We start from the raw sequence: 16,451 nt of genomic DNA, 5'->3' as shown, positions 1-16,451 counted from the left end.
TTATACAGGTAAGTTATATGAATTCTACCTTTCGCCTCGTACCCCTGACCGCTATGGTAGCCACCCTACTATCGCTCAGCGCTTGTCAAACCATTCCAAAAGCCAAAACTGAGCCTGTCGTGGCGCAGCCGCATATCGCAATTAATCAGCCTTATGAAACCTATGACAGTCAGACTGTTAGCGGCACCAATCAGCCGAGTATCGCGTCTCAGCGTTGGCAGGATTTTTATAGTGATGCCAAGCTAAAACAACTGATTCAATTGGGGTTAGACAACAACAAAGACATCAGTGCCACGATTTTGGCGATTCAAAAAGCCCGCGCACAATACCAAATCCAAGATATCGCCGATGTGCCTACTATCAATAGTTCTGGCTCATATTCTTACGGTGCAACAAATTCAAGAGATGCGAATCCTAGTAGTACTTACAATGTCGGTCTGGCAATGTCAAGTTACGAGTTTGACTTTTGGGGACGTATTGCGAGCCTCAAAGATGCCGCTTTACAAAATTATCTTGCCACCACTGCTGCCAAAGATGCCGCGCAAATTAGCTTGATTAGTAACATTGCGCAAAGCTATGTGGCATACAGCTATAATCTGGCACAACTGCAACTTGCCAAACAAACCTTAGCCACGCGCCAAGATTCACTTCGCATTAACCAGCTGCGTTTTAAAGCAGGTCTTGATTCGCAGCTAAGTACCGTACAAGCCCAAGCTGCAGTTGAAGCCGCCAAAGTGTCTATCGCCCAAGCACAAACCAATTTGTTGACCAACCAAAATGCCCTGCGCTACCTAGTAGGCGCCCCTGTGGATAATAGCCTGTTACCCGCAGCGGGCATTAGTAGCATCACCAATAATCGTATTTTTGGCACAGGCTTACCCAGTGATTTGTTATTGTATCGTCCTGATTTGCGTCAAGCGGAATATAACTTAAAAGCCGCAGGGGCAAATATTAACGCCGCGCGCGCCGCGTTTTATCCAACCATTAGCCTATCGGGCAATGTGGGTGCTGCCAGTTCAAGCTTAGGCGATTTGTTTAAAACAGGCGCATTTAGTTGGGGTTTCGGACCGAGTGTGAGCTTGCCAATTTTTGATGCAGGTCTACGTAAAGCCAATTACCAAGTGAGTGAAATCGAGCAACAACAAGCGCTAAATACTTATGAAAAAGCGATTCAAACCGCTTTTAAAGAAGTCAATGACGTATTTGCCAATCGCGCAACGTTAAATCAGCAGTTGACCGCGTACAACCAGTCGCTTGCTGCCAACCAAAAATACTATCAAATTGTTCAAGCCCGCTTCAAAGCAGGTCTGGACAATTATTTGGGCGTATTAGATGCACAGCGTTCGATTTATAGCAGCCAACAAAGTATTCTAAATACCAAGCAGTCGCAATTGCTCAGTCAAATTCAGCTATACCAAGTTTTAGGTGGTGGGGTGAGTCGCGATGTACCGCTCGAAACACCCACAGAAAAACATACGAATTACAGCACCAAGTTGTCACAGGTTGCCAATAGTGCCCAGCAAAAAATTACTGATGCAGCAAATCAGCCTGCCCAAGTGACTACTAAAACGACCTCAACAACGACTACCACAACCACCGTCCAACCCTAATACATTAGACCTAGCTCATTAGAACTAGTGCATTAGATTAGCCATAAGCTGTTATAGTAAAAAACCCACATCACTGTGGGTTTTTTATGGGTTTTTTACTATAAATGGCTGTTTTAAAACGCATAACTGGCGATGCCATGCGCGATGAGTTTTCCTTCATCATTGACCAACATCATCCGCGTGGTGCAGCCTTTTCGTCCCATACGAATCACTTCGGCTGTGACAATGAATTCATGACCGCGACCAGGGGCTAGATAATCAACGCGCAAATCGACGGTTGCCATACGTTTGATTTTTTTGGTCTGCTCTTCAAATGTGCCTTGGTCACGACGATAGATTTCCAGCATGCCTTCAAGCCCGCCTATGGTATCTAATAGCGTCGCCGTCATACCGCCATGCAAAATCTCAAAATTTGGATTGCCGATGAGGGCGGGATTGGACTTGACCTTACCATATACTTTGCCATTTTCATAATGATAGGTAGTAAAGGTATGCGCCACAAATGGGCTTTGGGACATGATGTTGGCGAGCTGCTGCCCTAGCACATCAATACTAGGTTTGCTGATAGCGTGATGCTCACTGTCTTCATTGAGCTGCAGTTGCGACTCGTTTGCCAAATCAGAATGCTCATCATTTTCTTTAGACGTCATGTCAGTCATGTTAGTGCTATCAGTCGATGACTGAGCGGCTAATTGATTGGCATTTACAGGGTTTAAACTCACGGCGCCCTCCATGCGTAAGTAGATTGTGGTAAGATAGCTTTTTAAAAAATTATCATTCTAGCAAATTTTGCTTATTTAGCCTTATACAATTTCTGCGTTACTTGATAATAAGCTTCACTCGATAACAAGAGGTTTTTATGAGTTATATTTTTAATCGTTCATTCCCCAATACTCGCTTACGTCGCCTACGTTACAACGATAATATCCGCGCCATGGTGCAAGAAACCAGCATTGAACCCAAACATCTGATTGCGCCCGTGTTTGTCATTGAGGGTAAACAGCAGCGCCAAGCTGTGGCAAGCATGCCAGGGGTTGAGCGTTTGAGCGTGGACTTGCTAATCGAGTATGCTAAGCAACTACTCAGTCTAGGCGTTACCACCATTGATTTATTCCCTGTCATTAGCCCAAGCCTTAAATCGCTACAGGCTGAACACGCCTATGATGAGAACGGTCTTGCCTGTACTGCTATCAAAGCAATTAAAGATGCCTTACCTGAGATGGTAGTGATGACTGATGTGGCGCTCGACCCTTATACCAGTCATGGTCAAGACGGTATTGTCGATGACAATGGCTACGTGCTCAATGACATCACCGTTGACATCCTCGCCAAACAAGCCCTGAGCCACGCCCGTGCAGGCGCAGACATCATCTCGCCAAGCGATATGATGGATGGTCGTATTGCCGCGCTTCGTCAAGCATTGGATGGAGAAAATTTTATTAATACGGCGATTATGGCGTATTCTGCCAAATACGCGTCTGCGTATTATGGACCGTTTCGTGATGCCGTCGGCAGCGCAGGCAACCTTAAAGGCGGACACAAAAAACAATACCAAATGGATTTTGGTAATCGCGCCGAAGCCCTGCATGAAGTCGCCCTTGACATCCAAGAAGGCGCCGACATGGTAATGGTAAAACCAGGTCAGCCCTACCTTGATTTGGTACGCGAAGTCAAAGACACGTTTGGCGTGCCGACTTATGCCTATCAAGTATCAGGTGAATATGCCATGCACATGGCGGCGATACAAAACGGCTGGTTAAGCGAGGACGTTATTTTGGAATCACTATTAGGGTTTCGCCGTGCAGGTGCCGACGGTATCTTAACTTATTTTGCAATGACGGCTGCCAAGCAGCTCAATCAATAATATCTTAAAATTTGATTAAAACTAAAGGCGACACTGGTTTATCAATCAGTGTCGCCTTTTTGTGATGTTACATTTATTAGCTTAAAAGCATCGAGCACGCTAACGAGCGTGATAAAAAGTTACTTAATGTCATAAAGAATAACAAATCTGCTAACTTTTATTATTTTTTTATCCATTTATTTACTAAATAGAAACTTAGTTTATCCCTCAATTTCATGCACAATAAGTTAAAGTAAAAAAGCTAAAGCAAAAATACACACTCTTATTTACCCCTATTGGCTAAGCTTACTAAGTTTGGACAAGCCTTTTTTGGCGTCATTTTTAGCGTTTTGCAATAATTGATTACTTTTTGGCATTATATTTTTGAAAAAAATAAGCAGATAATGGGGTTAATAACAAATAAAAGACGAGAGTGGTATCTGTTAGCTAATTAATCGAGGATAAGATGATGAGTAATGCACCAATTTCTAATAGTTCGATTTCTAATAGCCCAATCAAAAACGCCATGATGGCAGTGGCTATGATGTTATTTTTGGCACTCAGCTTTAAACTTTCTGCTAATTTGACAACAGATACTCAGCCATCAATAAGTCCGACTGATGCGGTTGTTAGTACCTTAAATCAGCCGAGCCAACAGGTGGTATTGTCTACCCATAATTAATCTATTGTTATCAATTCAATTAACAGAAAATTAAATTAACAAAAGATGCGATGCGGCATCTTTTTTTTATGGCAGCAACTGACAACCACTGGCTTATGGATTATTGCACGGATTATTTCTCAAAATTTTACCGTCAACTATGCCCTTATCTTTTGCGCTTTAGACTATAATAGTCGATTGTCAATTTTTTACTGAGCAACTTTTATTACGGTGGAAGCGACTATGAGCCAATTAAACCCTCGTCAACAAGAAGCCATGCAATATGTCTCTGGACCCTTGCTGGTACTGGCAGGTGCAGGTTCGGGTAAGACATCGGTGATTACTCGTAAAATCGCTTATCTGATTGAAGAATGTCAAATGCCAGCCGAGCGTATTACCGCAGTGACCTTTACCAACAAAGCGGCTCGCGAGATGAAAGCCCGTGTGCAAAAATTGTTACCGAGTGACAAAACCAAAGGCTTAACTGTCTCGACTTTTCACCAATTTGGCTTGCAGTTTTTACGTTACGAGTTATTGCATACACCGCTTAAAGGTAATTTTTCCATCATGGACGCCGAAGATAGCAAGCGGCTGTTGATGGATTTGATGGTACGTGACAACATGAGCGGTGCCGAGAGCCGTGAATTGGTCGGTAAAGCTATCAAAATGATTTCGGATTGGAAAAACGACCTCATCCCTCCTGACAAAGCAGCGGATACGCTGACCGACCCTGAAGATATGCTATTTGCAACGCTGTATCAACTCTACGAGCGTAACCTACGTGCCTACAATGCGGTGGATTTTGATGACTTAATTGTGATGCCGACACGGCTATTACAGGAAAATAGCCAAGTACGTGACAAATGGCAAAATCGGATACGCTATCTATTGGTAGATGAATACCAAGACACCAATACCGCGCAATATGAATTGATTAAACTGTTAGTTGGCGTGCAGCCGCGTTTTACGGTGGTGGGTGATGATGACCAATCCATCTATGCATGGCGTGGGGCAAAACCTGAAAACATGGCACTGCTGCAAGAGGATTTTCCCAAATTAAAGGTGGTTAAACTTGAGCAAAACTATCGCTCTACGTCGCGTATTTTGCACGCTGCCAACTCAGTGATCACCAATAATGAGCATTTATTTGAAAAAAAATTATGGTCAGATAAAGGGCATGGCGAGCTGATTCGCATCATCAATTGTCGTAACGATGATGATGAAGCAGAGCGCGTTGCCAAAGAAATCATCACCCACAAACTTCGCAATGCCAATGACTGGCAAGATTATGCGGTACTGTATCGTAGTAACTTTCAGGCGCGTATGTTGGAAGCTCAGCTACGTCAGCTGCAAATTCCTTATAAGTTATCGGGCGGCACGTCGTTCTTTGCCCGTAGTGAAATCAAAGACATTATGAGCTATTTGCGCTTGATTCTAAATCCTGAAGACGACAGTGCCTTTCTACGCATTATCAATACCCCAAAACGTGGGCTTGGACCTGCCAGTCTTGAAAAGCTCGGACTATTTGCCCAAGAACACCAAGTCTCGCTCTTGATGGCAAGTGGTCATAGTGGACTGACGCATGTTTTACCCAAAAAAGCCAGTGGCGAGCTTAAAGAATTTGCTGATTTTATCGAGCGTTACACCCAAGAGCTATACCAGCATCCCGACCCTGTGCCGCTGGTCAAGCAAATGATTGATGAAACTGGCTATATTGATTTGGTACGAAGCGAAGCAAAAACCCCGCAGCAAGAAAAAATTCGTATTGATAATATCGAGACCTTATACGCCAGTATCCAAAACCTGATTAACCGCGCGGATGATGACGATGATCGCACCATTGATGCAGTCATTCGTAAGCTTGTGTTACTTGATATGCTTGAGCAGCAGCAGGAAGAGGAAAATACCAATAAAGTCAATCTGATGACGCTACACGCCGCTAAAGGGCTTGAGTTTGATTATGTCTATATCATGGGACTTGAAGAAGAACTATTACCGCATAAAAACTCCATTATTGCTGAATCCATCGAGGAAGAACGACGTTTGATGTACGTGGGGATTACCCGTGCCCGTAAAGAGCTTACCATGACGATGGCTGCACAGCGCCGTGCAGGCGGGCAAATGAAAACCACCACCCCTAGCCGATTTATCGACGAACTGCCGACGGAACATATCGATGCTCCTGGTATGAAAAAATCAGTGGCAGCGCATCAACCCAAGAAAACCGCAGAGGATTATTTGGCCAATATTCAGGCGTTACTCAAAAGCAAAGCTGCCAAATAATTACTTGATAAAAAAAACAGCGTAGAAGAAAAGGCGTAAAAAAAGGGCAAAAAAGGTAACTTTAAGCCCTTTTTTTATTGAAAAACAGCCTGTATGACAAATATTTGACCCAAACACACAAGTAAATGTAACTAAATATTTCTTTGAAAACAGCTGTTTGATAGGAAATGTAACAAAAAATTTCAAATAGGTAGCTTAGTTACCTTTTTGGCAAATTTCATTTCATAACTTAACGTCCGACCTGTTAAACACAGACAGTAATCTAAATTTATTTTGCTATGATGGCTTTAACAAAACGAGCAGGGCAATAACTGGTTAATTAATCAGGGTGAACTAATAACGCTGAGTAGCAACTAGTTACATAGCTAATATTCAAATGAACTTAACTAAAATTTTACATGGCTTGTTGTGATACTTTTCAAAAAACTTCTAAAGGAGAAGACGATGAAAACTTTAAATAAAACCCTTTTAGCTTTAATTGCAGGTACGGTTGTAACTGCAGGTGCAAACGCTGCCTTATACCAAACCAATACTGTTGGCTACACCGGTCAACCCTATGTCGGTGTAAAAGCGGGTCAATTTAATACTGATGCTGACCGTTTTGATGCTGACAACCAAACGGCTTATGGTGTGTATGCAGGTTATAATTTTACCCCTAACTTTGGTGCGGAAGTTGAATATGTGGATTCTTCAAAAGAAGATCTAAAATATCGCGGTACGAAAGTAGGTGAAATTAGCACTAACACGGCGGGTTTATATGGTACTTATAAATACCAATTCCCAGCATCGAATGTTTATGCCAAAGGTAAATTAGGTATTGCGCAAACCCAAGTTGATTTTGGTGATGATAAATATGATGAGTCAGGTCTTGCAGGTGGTGTCGGTTTAGGTTATAACCTTTCACCAAATGCTTCTGTAGAAGCTGAATATACGCGTCTGCCTTCAGTGGACGTAACAAATAATGTTTCAGTGGATTCAGACTTAGTCACTGTCGGTGCTCACTATAAATTCTAATTGAATTGCTAATTGAATTAATAGATGAATGCTTGATATCAATAAAAAAGAGTATCTTATCGCTACTCTTTTTTTGGTTTCTCTTTTAGTTTTTTCTTTTTGGTTAAGAAAACTTACTTTGGTATTCGCTCAATATGGTGCCAATTAGGTTTATAATATAGTGGTTTTTATACATTTTTTTAAACCTATATGATAAGTTGGTAAGCATGAAGCAAGTACAAGTCAAGATTTTAAACCCCAAAATTGGTAATGATGATAAATTTCCCCTACCTCATCGGGCGACAGACGGCTCGGCGGGTATAGATTTGCGCGCTTGTATCGATGAGCCTATCACCATAAAAGCTGGTGAAAGCCAGTTGATTGGTACAGGACTCGCCATCTACATCCAAGACCCGGATTATGTCGGTTTTATCATGCCGCGCTCAGGGCTGGGACATAAGCATGGCATTGTACTGGGTAATCTGACGGGTGTGATTGATGCGGATTACCAAGGCGAATTAATGGTCTCTATCTGGAACCGTAGTCAAACCGATTATGTGTTACAACCTAGCGAGAAAATGGCGCAGTACTTGGTCGTGCCGATTGCGCGTCCGACTTTTGAGATTGTAGCGGAGTTTTCTGATATCAGTGTACGCGGTGAAGGCGGCTTTGGCTCAACGGGAACCCATTAATTGTTACCGTTTTCTCATTTTTTTTTAACAATTTATAACAGAGTATTTAATTATTTTGCCAAATTTCAATGCTATGATTTTGGTAGTATAAAATCAGTTAGATGTTTTTTTTATGAATACTCTGTTTATTCATCCTTTTTTTCCGCAAAAATCCCTTTTTAAAGCTTACGATATTCGTGGTGATGTCACCTTATTTACTGATGATTTTGTCTGGTCATTGGCAAGGGCGTTTGCCGAGCTTTTTTTATATGCTCACCAAACCGCGGCAACAACGCCAACGTTAGCGGCGCCCAAACCGACGGTTATCATCGGTTATGATGCTCGCCAGCAAAGCCAAGAAATTGCCAAATATATGGCGTATGCTTGCCAGCAAGCCGGTCTAGTAGTGCAGTGGTTGGGATTGACAACCACGCCGATGATGGCATTTATGGCACAGCAATTTTCCGGTAATGGGCTGATGGTCACCGCCAGTCATTCGCAAAAACATATCAATGGCATTAAATGGCTTATCAATCATGAGTCGCCAAGCGGTGATGATGTGCAGCAGCTTTATGAGGCTTTAATTGGCTACAAAGCCATCGTGCCTGATGACAGGCTTATTGCTGCCATCGAGCAAACTACTTATACAACGCCCAAGGATTTTTTTGCAACTTATATCCAGGCTATCGAGCAGGCTTTTACTCACATCAATCAAGCCAAACTCACTCAAACCACCTATTTTCATGCCCCACAGCAAATTGTCATCGACTGTATGCATGGTGCGACCAGTGATTTTGCAGAGGCTCTATTTAGCAAGCTTGGCTATTATTGCATCATGCTAAACGCTTCCCCGAATGGCAATTTCCCCCAAGGCAACCCAGACCCAACGCAGTCCAATCGCTTGATGCAGTTAGCTAACACAGTCAAAGCTACAGGCTCAGATATCGGCTTGGCGTTTGATGGTGATGGCGATAGGGTGATGGTAATTGATGCACAGGGTCAGATGATCAGCCCTGACAATTTGCTTTATCTACTCTCTCGCATTGCCATTGAAGAATTGCCCAGTGCGCATACATCAACCGATAAAAAAGTCATTTTTGATGTCAAATGCTCGCATCACGTACCCAATCTCATCACTTCGCATGGCGCCATCCCAATGATGACCAAAACTGGCAGTAGCTTGATGCGAAAGTCGTTACAAAACAAATCAAACAACGCAATTTTTGCAGGTGAGTTATCAGGGCATTTTATTTTTAACGATGGCTATTTTGTGTTGCATGACGATGCCATGTACGCAGCTGCCCGCTTGCTCAATTGGCTGAGCCATCAACCTATTAGCCTCACTGATATCCTAGCGAGTTTGCCCACTTGTATTAGTACGGCAGATATGTACCTACCTATTGCGGATAACCATTATGGTCAAACCGTGATTGCTCGTATCACGGCACTGGGTAAAAAGCCGTTTAAACGGTTAAAATCTTCATTTGCGGTCAAAAATGTCAATACGATTGATGGGTTACGCTTGGATTTTGCCGAGGGATTTGGTATTTTACGCAAGTCAAATACGGGCAGTTTTTTGACCGTGCGTTTTTCTGCCAATGACGTTGCCGAGCTGCGGCATATTCAATCTATTTTTGTTGACTTATGTCGTACGGTTGATGACAACCTTGCCGAACAAGTCGCACAAATTCAGCCTGTATAAACACCGCTTGTAAAATCGCATTTTAAAAAACGTCTCTAGCAAAATTATATAAGGATTTGAAATGGCATTAGATCTTGAGCAAGCCATGCATACCGCTGACGTGTTGACCGAAGCATTACCCTACATCCAGCGTTTTGAAGGTAAAGTGATGGTAGTCAAATACGGCGGCAATGCCATGACTGATCCGATATTAGAGAGTTCTTTTGCCAGAGATATCGTCATGTTAAAAACCGTAGGCATTCATCCTGTGGTCGTCCATGGCGGCGGTCCACAAGTCGATAACTTGCTTAAAGAATTGGGGCGCAGCTCTGACCGCATTGATGGCATGCGAGTGACCGACAAAGCCACCATGGATGTGGTGGAAATGGTACTTGGTGGTAGCGTCAACAAATCTATCGTCAATCTCATCAACAAACACGGTGGCCGTGCTATTGGCTTAACCGGTAAAGATGCCAGTCTCATTCGCGCTAAAAAATTACCCATGACCAAAACGGACGAGCAAGGCAACGAGCAACAAATTGATTTGGGATTTGTGGGTGATGTGGTCAGCATCAATCGCGATGTGATTGACTTAATGATTGCCTCTAACTTTATTCCTGTCATCGCACCGCTTGGCGTGGATGATGAAGGCAATACTTACAACATTAATGCCGATGTGGTAGCGGGTAAAGTCGCTGAGTTCATGCTCGCGGAAAAACTGATTTTGCTCACCAACATCAAAGGGGTGCTTGATAAAGAAGGCAATGTTGCCACTGGACTTACCCCTGCCAAAGTGGATGAAATGATTGCCGACGGCACTATCTCTGGCGGCATGATTCCAAAAATCAGTTATGCATTAGAAGCGGTAAAAAACGGGGTAAAAAGTGCGGTGATTGTCGATGGTCGTGTCCCGCATGCAACCTTGCTAGAGGTCTTTACCGATAAAGGCGTTGGTACCCTCATCAGCCGCCATCCATAAAGTAACTTTTGCGTTACTGATGTTTCTGAGTTGTTTTTGGGTTGCTTTTGGTTTAATAAACCGCTGATTCAAGCGGTTTTTTTTCGCTCACGATATTGGTCAAATATTGTGCTTACTAGCAATACTACCTTCTCTCACCAATAATCGCCCAGTTGCGATAATTTTTATAGCAACTAGAGGATATATTTTAGTATTACAACACAAATGTAGTTGGTATTTTTTCTAATTTTGACTATCATGGCTATTTTAATTTGCAAATTTATATAATGTTGCAAGCGGCTCTAGGCGATAGTAGCAATTATTTGGAGTTGATATTCACGTACCACTTACCAAGGACTGTTGGGATGTCGCAAAAATACTTTATGGCTTATTGTAGTGAAATAACGCTGACTGCGGCGTTAAATCAACATACGTTTACCCACATTCTGAACCAATCTATTAAAAATAATACCCGCTCTGGTATCACTGGTTTTTTGCTGTATGATGCGGGTAAGTTTTTTCAGTATTATGAAGGCGATGAGTTAGCGTGTGCAAACTTGCTGCATGCTTTAAAACAAGATAATCGCCACACCCATATCAAAATCATTGGTCAAGGCTATATTTCAAATACTATATTTGACAACTGGTTTATGGGTTGTTTTGATTTATCCAAGCATGCCTATCTCTTTAAACACCATGCTTTTATCGAATCATTTGATGTCTATAGTTGGGGCATGCAAGAAGTCGTCAAGCTAATTGATATTATGTCAGAGCAAAGAATCACTTACATCACGCCGCAAAAACCTATCAACTCACTGTTTAGTAAACGCTTTATGCGTATTCGAAATTTCACCCTGCCGTTTCAAGGTTAGTGGCTAATGTCAAATCTACTAAATCGGGAAGTTAAGCAAGTTAAGCCAGCTTCTCGATTTATGATAATCAGGAAGTTAAAACGGTATTATTGCCACCCGTAAAAATAAAAAACCTATTGATAACAATAGGTTGATTAAAATAAGCATGGCAAACCGATAAGCCGGGTTCTGTCTAGGACGAACATTCATCTAGGCGTATCGTTACCAATACGCTCAAGCAACCTACCCGTGTCCAACGCGGGCAACGCCATACGGACACCTATTTGGTCTTGCTACGAGTGGAGTTTACCTTGCCATGAACTGTTACCAGTCATGCGGTGGGCTCTTACCCCACCCTTTCACCCTTACCTTATTGCTAAGGCGGTCTACTCTCTGCTGCACTTGTCGTAGGCTTACGCCCCCCAGCCGTTAGCTGGCACTCTGCCCTGTGTAGCCCGGACTTTCCTCCCCTTACCCACTGTAAACAGGGGCAAGCAGCGTTCGTCTGGTCTGCCAAGGCAAGCATTATAACAGGCTTTATCTATTTAGTCACGGTCAGCAGGCAACGCATACGTACCGACTGCATGTGCCACAGGTCTGTCATCACCTTCTGAATAAATCAATACATCGCCTACCGCAAGCGTGCGCCCGACTTTGATAAGCTGGCATTTCGCGATAAGGTTGGCTTGTGCAGAGGGTTTTCGTAGAAAAGACACGTTAAGATTGGTAGTCACTGCCAATGGTACGATACCGATTTCACCCAAAATAGCCACATATAGCGCAACATCAGCCACTTTCATCATCACAGGCCCTGATACCGTGCCACCGGGTCGTAATTCATCATCACCGATAGGATGGGATACAATGGCTTGCCCGTTACCGACCGATTCGATGTGGCAGTTGGCTTGGGGGAAAGATTGCTTCAGAAAAGCACTCAGTTCTGCTTTATTGGCGGGCATAGACATTCCTTATCTACAATAGCGTTGTTAAAAATCGACGTTGTGAAAAATAACGGTTATAAAAATTTATTGACTGGTTTTAGTTTGGGTGATGCGCTCAAATTTGAGCAGCAACTGCGCTGGCGTCTCTAGATAGTTGGGATCTCTTGGGATACAATCAGGTACGGGACAAAACAGCGAACACTGCGGCTCATCAAAATGACCGACACACTCGGTACACAGCGCAGGGTCAATTTCATAAATCAACTCACCCACATAAATTGCATCGTTGGGGCAAAGTGGCTCGCAGACATCGCAGTTGATACATTCATCAGTGATTATTAATGCCATAGCTTTTAAAACGTTTACCAAGAAACGTTTATTTTACCACGACTTACCAACCCTGTTGTTTTTTTCGTTCAAATGCCTCTTCGACACACGGCGGTACAAATTTACTCACATCACCGTCTAATTTGCCAATTTCGCGCACCAACGTTGAGGAGATAAAAGAATATTGCTGCGATGGGGTCAAAAACACCGCTTCAAAATTTGGGTCTAGTTCACGATTGAGATTGGCGAGCTGAAATTCATACTCAAAATCTGACATCGCCCGCAGTCCACGCAGCACACCTGTGGCTTGTTGATTTTTTGCCAAATCCACCAACAACCCATCAAAGCCAATGACAGATATATTGCTCAAGCCTTTATCATGACAGGCTTTTTCTACCAGTCCAGTCCGTTCCTCTAAAGTAAATAGCGGTTTTTTATGATGACCAATCGCCACCGCGATAATCACCTCATCAAACAGGCGGCAAGCGCGTTTAATCAAATCAAGGTGCCCTTTGGTAATCGGGTCAAATGTACCCGGATAGATAATTTTAGTATAAGGGTTGGCAATTGGCTGGCTGGCTGCTGACATGGCTGTCTCTTTATGATAAATAATGCGCTATCTGGCGCTAACAATACGGCTAAAACAAAGATTGCTAGTTTGTTGCTAATCCTAGCAAAAATTGACCCCAATTAACAATCAAATCTCACTATCAATTTGTGTTTAGCGTGTTATCATGACAGCTTTGCAGCATTTTATCCAAAGCCTAATTAAAATTTAGGGTAAAGCCTAGCAATAAAAAACTTAGTAATCCAAAGCCCAACAATCAAAAAATTAAACTTAGTAATCAAAATCTATGAATTGATTTATTGGGTTTTATCGCCATATTAAACGGCTTGTCATACTGATTTATGGCAACACGATTGTTGTAGTAAGATTATGGCAATAAGATGATTAAAACACGCTGTGCAGCATTGGGTACGTCCGCGATGTTGCAGTAAGGAAACCTAAATGACTAAAAAACCAAAAATGCCTAGCCTGATTGCTAGCAACAAAAAAGCGCGTCACGAGTATTTTATTGAAGAAAGCTTTGAAGCGGGGCTTGAGCTACTCGGCTGGGAAGTCAAATCCATCCGTGCCGGTAAAATGCGTATCACCGAAAGCTATGTGATTTTTAGAGATGGTGAAGCCTTTTTGTTTGGCGCGCACATTCAGCCGCTACTATCGGCATCGACTCACATTGTCGCTGACCCCCTTCGCACCCGTAAGCTGCTACTACACCGCCGCGAGATTGATAAGCTCTTTGGCATGGTTAACCAAAAAGGTCATACCTGTGTAGCGCTCAAAGTGTACTGGAGTCATGGCCGCGTCAAATGCGAAATTGCCCTTGCTAAGGGTAAAAAACTACACGATAAACGCGCCACCTTAAAAGAGCGTGATTATCAACGCGAAAAACAACGCGGACTAAAAAACCTTATATGATTAACCAAGACCGCAATTTTGATGACATCAGCGCGCATTTTGAAAAAAAAATATACGGCGGCTTAAAAGGTGAAATTCGCCTTGCCGTGCTGCGCCATGATATTTTTGGCTGGGTAAAATCCTGGCAACAGACACACAATCGACCGCTTCGCGTATTGGATGTAGGTGCAGGCTTGGCGCAAATCAGTATCGAACTTGCCAAAGACGGACATGACGTCACCATCAATGACATCTCTGCCAATATGCTTGAGATTGCCAAACAAAACGCAGGCGAGGCGGCACAAAATATCACCTGGCATACCTGCCCTTATCAGCAATTGGATGCTAAATTAACGGGCAAATACGATTTGATTCTGTGCCATGCCGTGCTTGAGTGGTTGGCTGAGCCCAAACTGATTATGGATTTTTTTGATCGCTGGCTCGCGTATGATGGCGCTGAAAAAGGGGTGCTATCGCTGTGTTTTTATAACCCTGCCAGCTTTGTGTATCGTAACTTGGTGATGGGCAATTTTAATCTACTACATAACAAAGATTTTAAAGCCGATAATGGCAGTTTGACCCCCAATCACCCAGTGGCAAAAGATGAGGTGCTTGCTTGGATTAATGACCATCACTACCAAATCTTGCATACCTCAGGGTTACGGGTGTTTCATGATTACTCACCGCTCAAGCGTGGTGGGCATACCAATCCACAAGCGGTGATTGATATGGAAGTCGCCTATAGCGGGCAAGACCCTTATAAATGGCTAGGGCGTTATTTGCATTTTTTGGTGAGCAAAGCTAATTAGTAATAACCCGCTTGCTGCATGGAATCGACTGCCATCGCTTGTCTTTCGCCATACAGTCTGACAGGTATCGGGCTAACTTCGATATCCCCCCAAGACTTGAGTAATACTGAGGCTTCGGCATTGGGGTCAATCGGAAAGGTGTTACTTAAACTGGCATACAGCGATTGCTGATCTTTGGCAGCCAGCCATTCAATCAGCTCCAGCGCCAACTCGGTATGCTTGGCGGCATGGGGAATAGCCACCGCTGTGATGTTGGTACTGACGCCGCCGTAGCCCTTATTGATCCATTTGATTTTAATCGGGGTATCGGGATGCGCTTGTAGATAGCGTCCGTAGTGGTTGCTGTTGACCAGACCGATTTGGCATTTGCCGCTTTCTATGGCTTTTAGCACTTCATTGTCATCCAGCAGCAGGGGTACACTTAGATTGGCAAGCCAGCCTTGCATCACTTCTTGGGTGCGTTTATCGCCCAGATTATTGATGAGATTGACCACCAGTGATTGATTAGGGATGTATTTGCCTTGGCTTAGGCACAGTTTTTGTGACCATTTTGGTTTCGACAAGTCGGCATAGCTTGAGATATCATTGCTATGGAGTACACGACTATCATACACTGCGGTACGCGCGTAGCTAGATAACGCAATCCAATTGCCATCAGGATCGCGGTAACGCTCTGGGACATGCGCCACTGCTTTTTCGGCATTAAAGGGTTGTAACAGCCCCTCTTCGACTGCGATACTAAAAATACCCGCATCTTCAGTCAAAATCACATCTGCAGGGCTATTGGCACCTTCTGCTTTTAACCGTGCCAAAATTGACATTGGCTCATCTTGCACGATATGAATCGGCACATTGATTTGCTTAGCATAGCTAGTTAATAACGGCTCAAGCGCCGCTTTGTCAATGGAGGTGTAAATCGTGAGTTGATTGGGCACTGCAGCCGCCGCACTCGCAATACTGGCATTTGGCATCGCATCGGTATTACTGGCATGATTGCCATTAGCGCTCGAAGCGGTGGTCGAAGCCGATTGTGATGTTGTGGATGGCGGCGTCGATGACGGACTACAGGCAGTTAAGGTCGCACCCGATATACTCACCGAGGCAATTAACAAAGCGCTGATGGTGGATGATTGCGCATTGACATTGGTACGCACCTTATGACCCATCATACAACCCATCCCATCACTTGCTTTCAACACAGCTTAACCTTCTTCAACAGCTTTGCCTGACCATCGCTCAATGGATTATGGCTAAATATATCATCGCTCAATAGAGCGCCTAAAAAACTTTGGATGATTATAGCATTTTGCCCCAACGTAATTCTTAAAAAAACGTTGAATGAATAGTTTTTTAACACTATTTTG

General features: G+C 43.4%; 16 protein-coding genes and 1 other RNA gene. 11 read left to right on the top strand and 6 right to left on the bottom strand.

The window, feature by feature from the left end:
- The first annotated feature begins 17 nt into the window (after positions 1–17).
- On the top strand, positions 18–1,610 hold the full coding sequence (locus RT064_RS04725; protein WP_313062037.1) for an efflux transporter outer membrane subunit: 1,593 nt from the start codon (positions 18–20) through the stop codon (positions 1,608–1,610).
- 113 nt (positions 1,611–1,723) lie between these two features.
- Here the strand turns inward: RT064_RS04725 and RT064_RS04720 are convergent, their stop codons facing one another.
- On the bottom strand, positions 1,724–2,332 hold the full coding sequence (locus RT064_RS04720) for a thioesterase family protein (protein WP_313062036.1): 609 nt from the start codon (positions 2,330–2,332) through the stop codon (positions 1,724–1,726).
- A gap of 137 nt (positions 2,333–2,469) precedes the next feature.
- On the opposite strand from RT064_RS04720, the gene hemB reads away from it, so the two are divergent.
- The 8 genes from hemB to RT064_RS04680 all read left to right on the top strand — a co-directional run bounded on the left by hemB (position 2,470) and on the right by RT064_RS04680 (position 11,572).
- Positions 2,470–3,474, top strand: a complete 1,005-nt coding sequence (gene hemB, locus RT064_RS04715) for a porphobilinogen synthase (RefSeq protein WP_313013231.1) — start codon at positions 2,470–2,472, stop codon at positions 3,472–3,474.
- Positions 3,475–3,919: 445 nt separating this feature from the next.
- Positions 3,920–4,135 carry a hypothetical protein gene (locus tag RT064_RS04710; protein ID WP_313062033.1) on the top strand — a complete coding sequence of 72 codons (216 nt, stop codon included), beginning with the start codon at positions 3,920–3,922 and terminating at the stop codon, positions 4,133–4,135.
- Between the two features lie 222 nt (positions 4,136–4,357).
- Positions 4,358–6,397 carry a UvrD-helicase domain-containing protein gene (locus tag RT064_RS04705; RefSeq protein WP_313062032.1) on the top strand — a complete coding sequence of 680 codons (2,040 nt, stop codon included), beginning with the start codon at positions 4,358–4,360 and terminating at the stop codon, positions 6,395–6,397.
- A 444-nt stretch (positions 6,398–6,841) separates the two neighbouring features.
- On the top strand, positions 6,842–7,411 hold the full coding sequence (locus RT064_RS04700) for a porin family protein (RefSeq protein ID WP_313062030.1): 570 nt from the start codon (positions 6,842–6,844) through the stop codon (positions 7,409–7,411).
- Positions 7,412–7,617: 206 nt separating this feature from the next.
- Positions 7,618–8,082 (top strand): dUTP diphosphatase, encoded by a 465-nt coding sequence (gene dut, locus RT064_RS04695; protein WP_065252349.1) that lies wholly within the window; start codon positions 7,618–7,620, stop codon positions 8,080–8,082.
- 112 nt (positions 8,083–8,194) lie between these two features.
- A complete protein-coding gene (locus tag RT064_RS04690) occupies positions 8,195–9,763 on the top strand; it encodes a phosphomannomutase/phosphoglucomutase (RefSeq protein WP_313062027.1) in 1,569 nt (522 codons plus the stop codon).
- A 61-nt stretch (positions 9,764–9,824) separates the two neighbouring features.
- Positions 9,825–10,721 (top strand): acetylglutamate kinase, encoded by an 897-nt coding sequence (argB, locus tag RT064_RS04685; protein WP_219333768.1) that lies wholly within the window; start codon positions 9,825–9,827, stop codon positions 10,719–10,721.
- 344 nt (positions 10,722–11,065) lie between these two features.
- A complete protein-coding gene (locus tag RT064_RS04680) occupies positions 11,066–11,572 on the top strand; it encodes a BLUF domain-containing protein (RefSeq protein WP_313062025.1) in 507 nt (168 codons plus the stop codon).
- Between the two features lie 141 nt (positions 11,573–11,713).
- On the opposite strand, the gene rnpB is transcribed toward RT064_RS04680, so the two are convergent.
- From rnpB to coaD, 4 genes are all read right to left on the bottom strand, one after another.
- Positions 11,714–12,068, bottom strand: an RNA gene (gene rnpB, locus RT064_RS04675) — RNase P RNA component class A.
- Between the two features lie 28 nt (positions 12,069–12,096).
- Entirely contained in the window at positions 12,097–12,510 is a 414-nt protein-coding gene (locus RT064_RS04670; protein WP_007115445.1) for a PaaI family thioesterase, read from the bottom strand.
- A 66-nt stretch (positions 12,511–12,576) separates the two neighbouring features.
- On the bottom strand, positions 12,577–12,840 hold the full coding sequence (locus RT064_RS04665) for a YfhL family 4Fe-4S dicluster ferredoxin (RefSeq protein WP_095356403.1): 264 nt from the start codon (positions 12,838–12,840) through the stop codon (positions 12,577–12,579).
- 43 nt (positions 12,841–12,883) lie between these two features.
- Positions 12,884–13,408 carry a pantetheine-phosphate adenylyltransferase gene (coaD, locus tag RT064_RS04660; protein ID WP_313062021.1) on the bottom strand — a complete coding sequence of 175 codons (525 nt, stop codon included), beginning with the start codon at positions 13,406–13,408 and terminating at the stop codon, positions 12,884–12,886.
- 420 nt (positions 13,409–13,828) lie between these two features.
- Between coaD and smpB the strand changes: the two genes are divergently transcribed.
- Complete coding sequence (gene smpB, locus RT064_RS04655; protein ID WP_313062020.1) at positions 13,829–14,299, top strand: SsrA-binding protein SmpB; 471 nt, start codon at positions 13,829–13,831, stop codon at positions 14,297–14,299.
- Positions 14,296–15,087 (top strand): methyltransferase domain-containing protein, encoded by a 792-nt coding sequence (locus RT064_RS04650; RefSeq protein WP_313062019.1) that lies wholly within the window; start codon positions 14,296–14,298, stop codon positions 15,085–15,087. Before smpB ends, RT064_RS04650 begins: the two co-directional genes overlap by 4 nt.
- Here the strand turns inward: RT064_RS04650 and RT064_RS04645 are convergent.
- Complete coding sequence (locus RT064_RS04645) at positions 15,084–16,286, bottom strand: extracellular solute-binding protein (protein WP_313062018.1); 1,203 nt, start codon at positions 16,284–16,286, stop codon at positions 15,084–15,086. The genes RT064_RS04650 and RT064_RS04645 overlap by 4 nt on opposite strands.
- Positions 16,287–16,451 lie beyond the last annotated feature (165 nt).

It is taken from the genome of Moraxella sp. CTOTU49097, assembly GCF_032064105.1.
Classification (GTDB): Bacteria; Pseudomonadota; Gammaproteobacteria; order Pseudomonadales; family Moraxellaceae; genus Faucicola; species Faucicola osloensis_B.
This window is presented reverse-complemented; position numbering and strand designations above follow the sequence as displayed.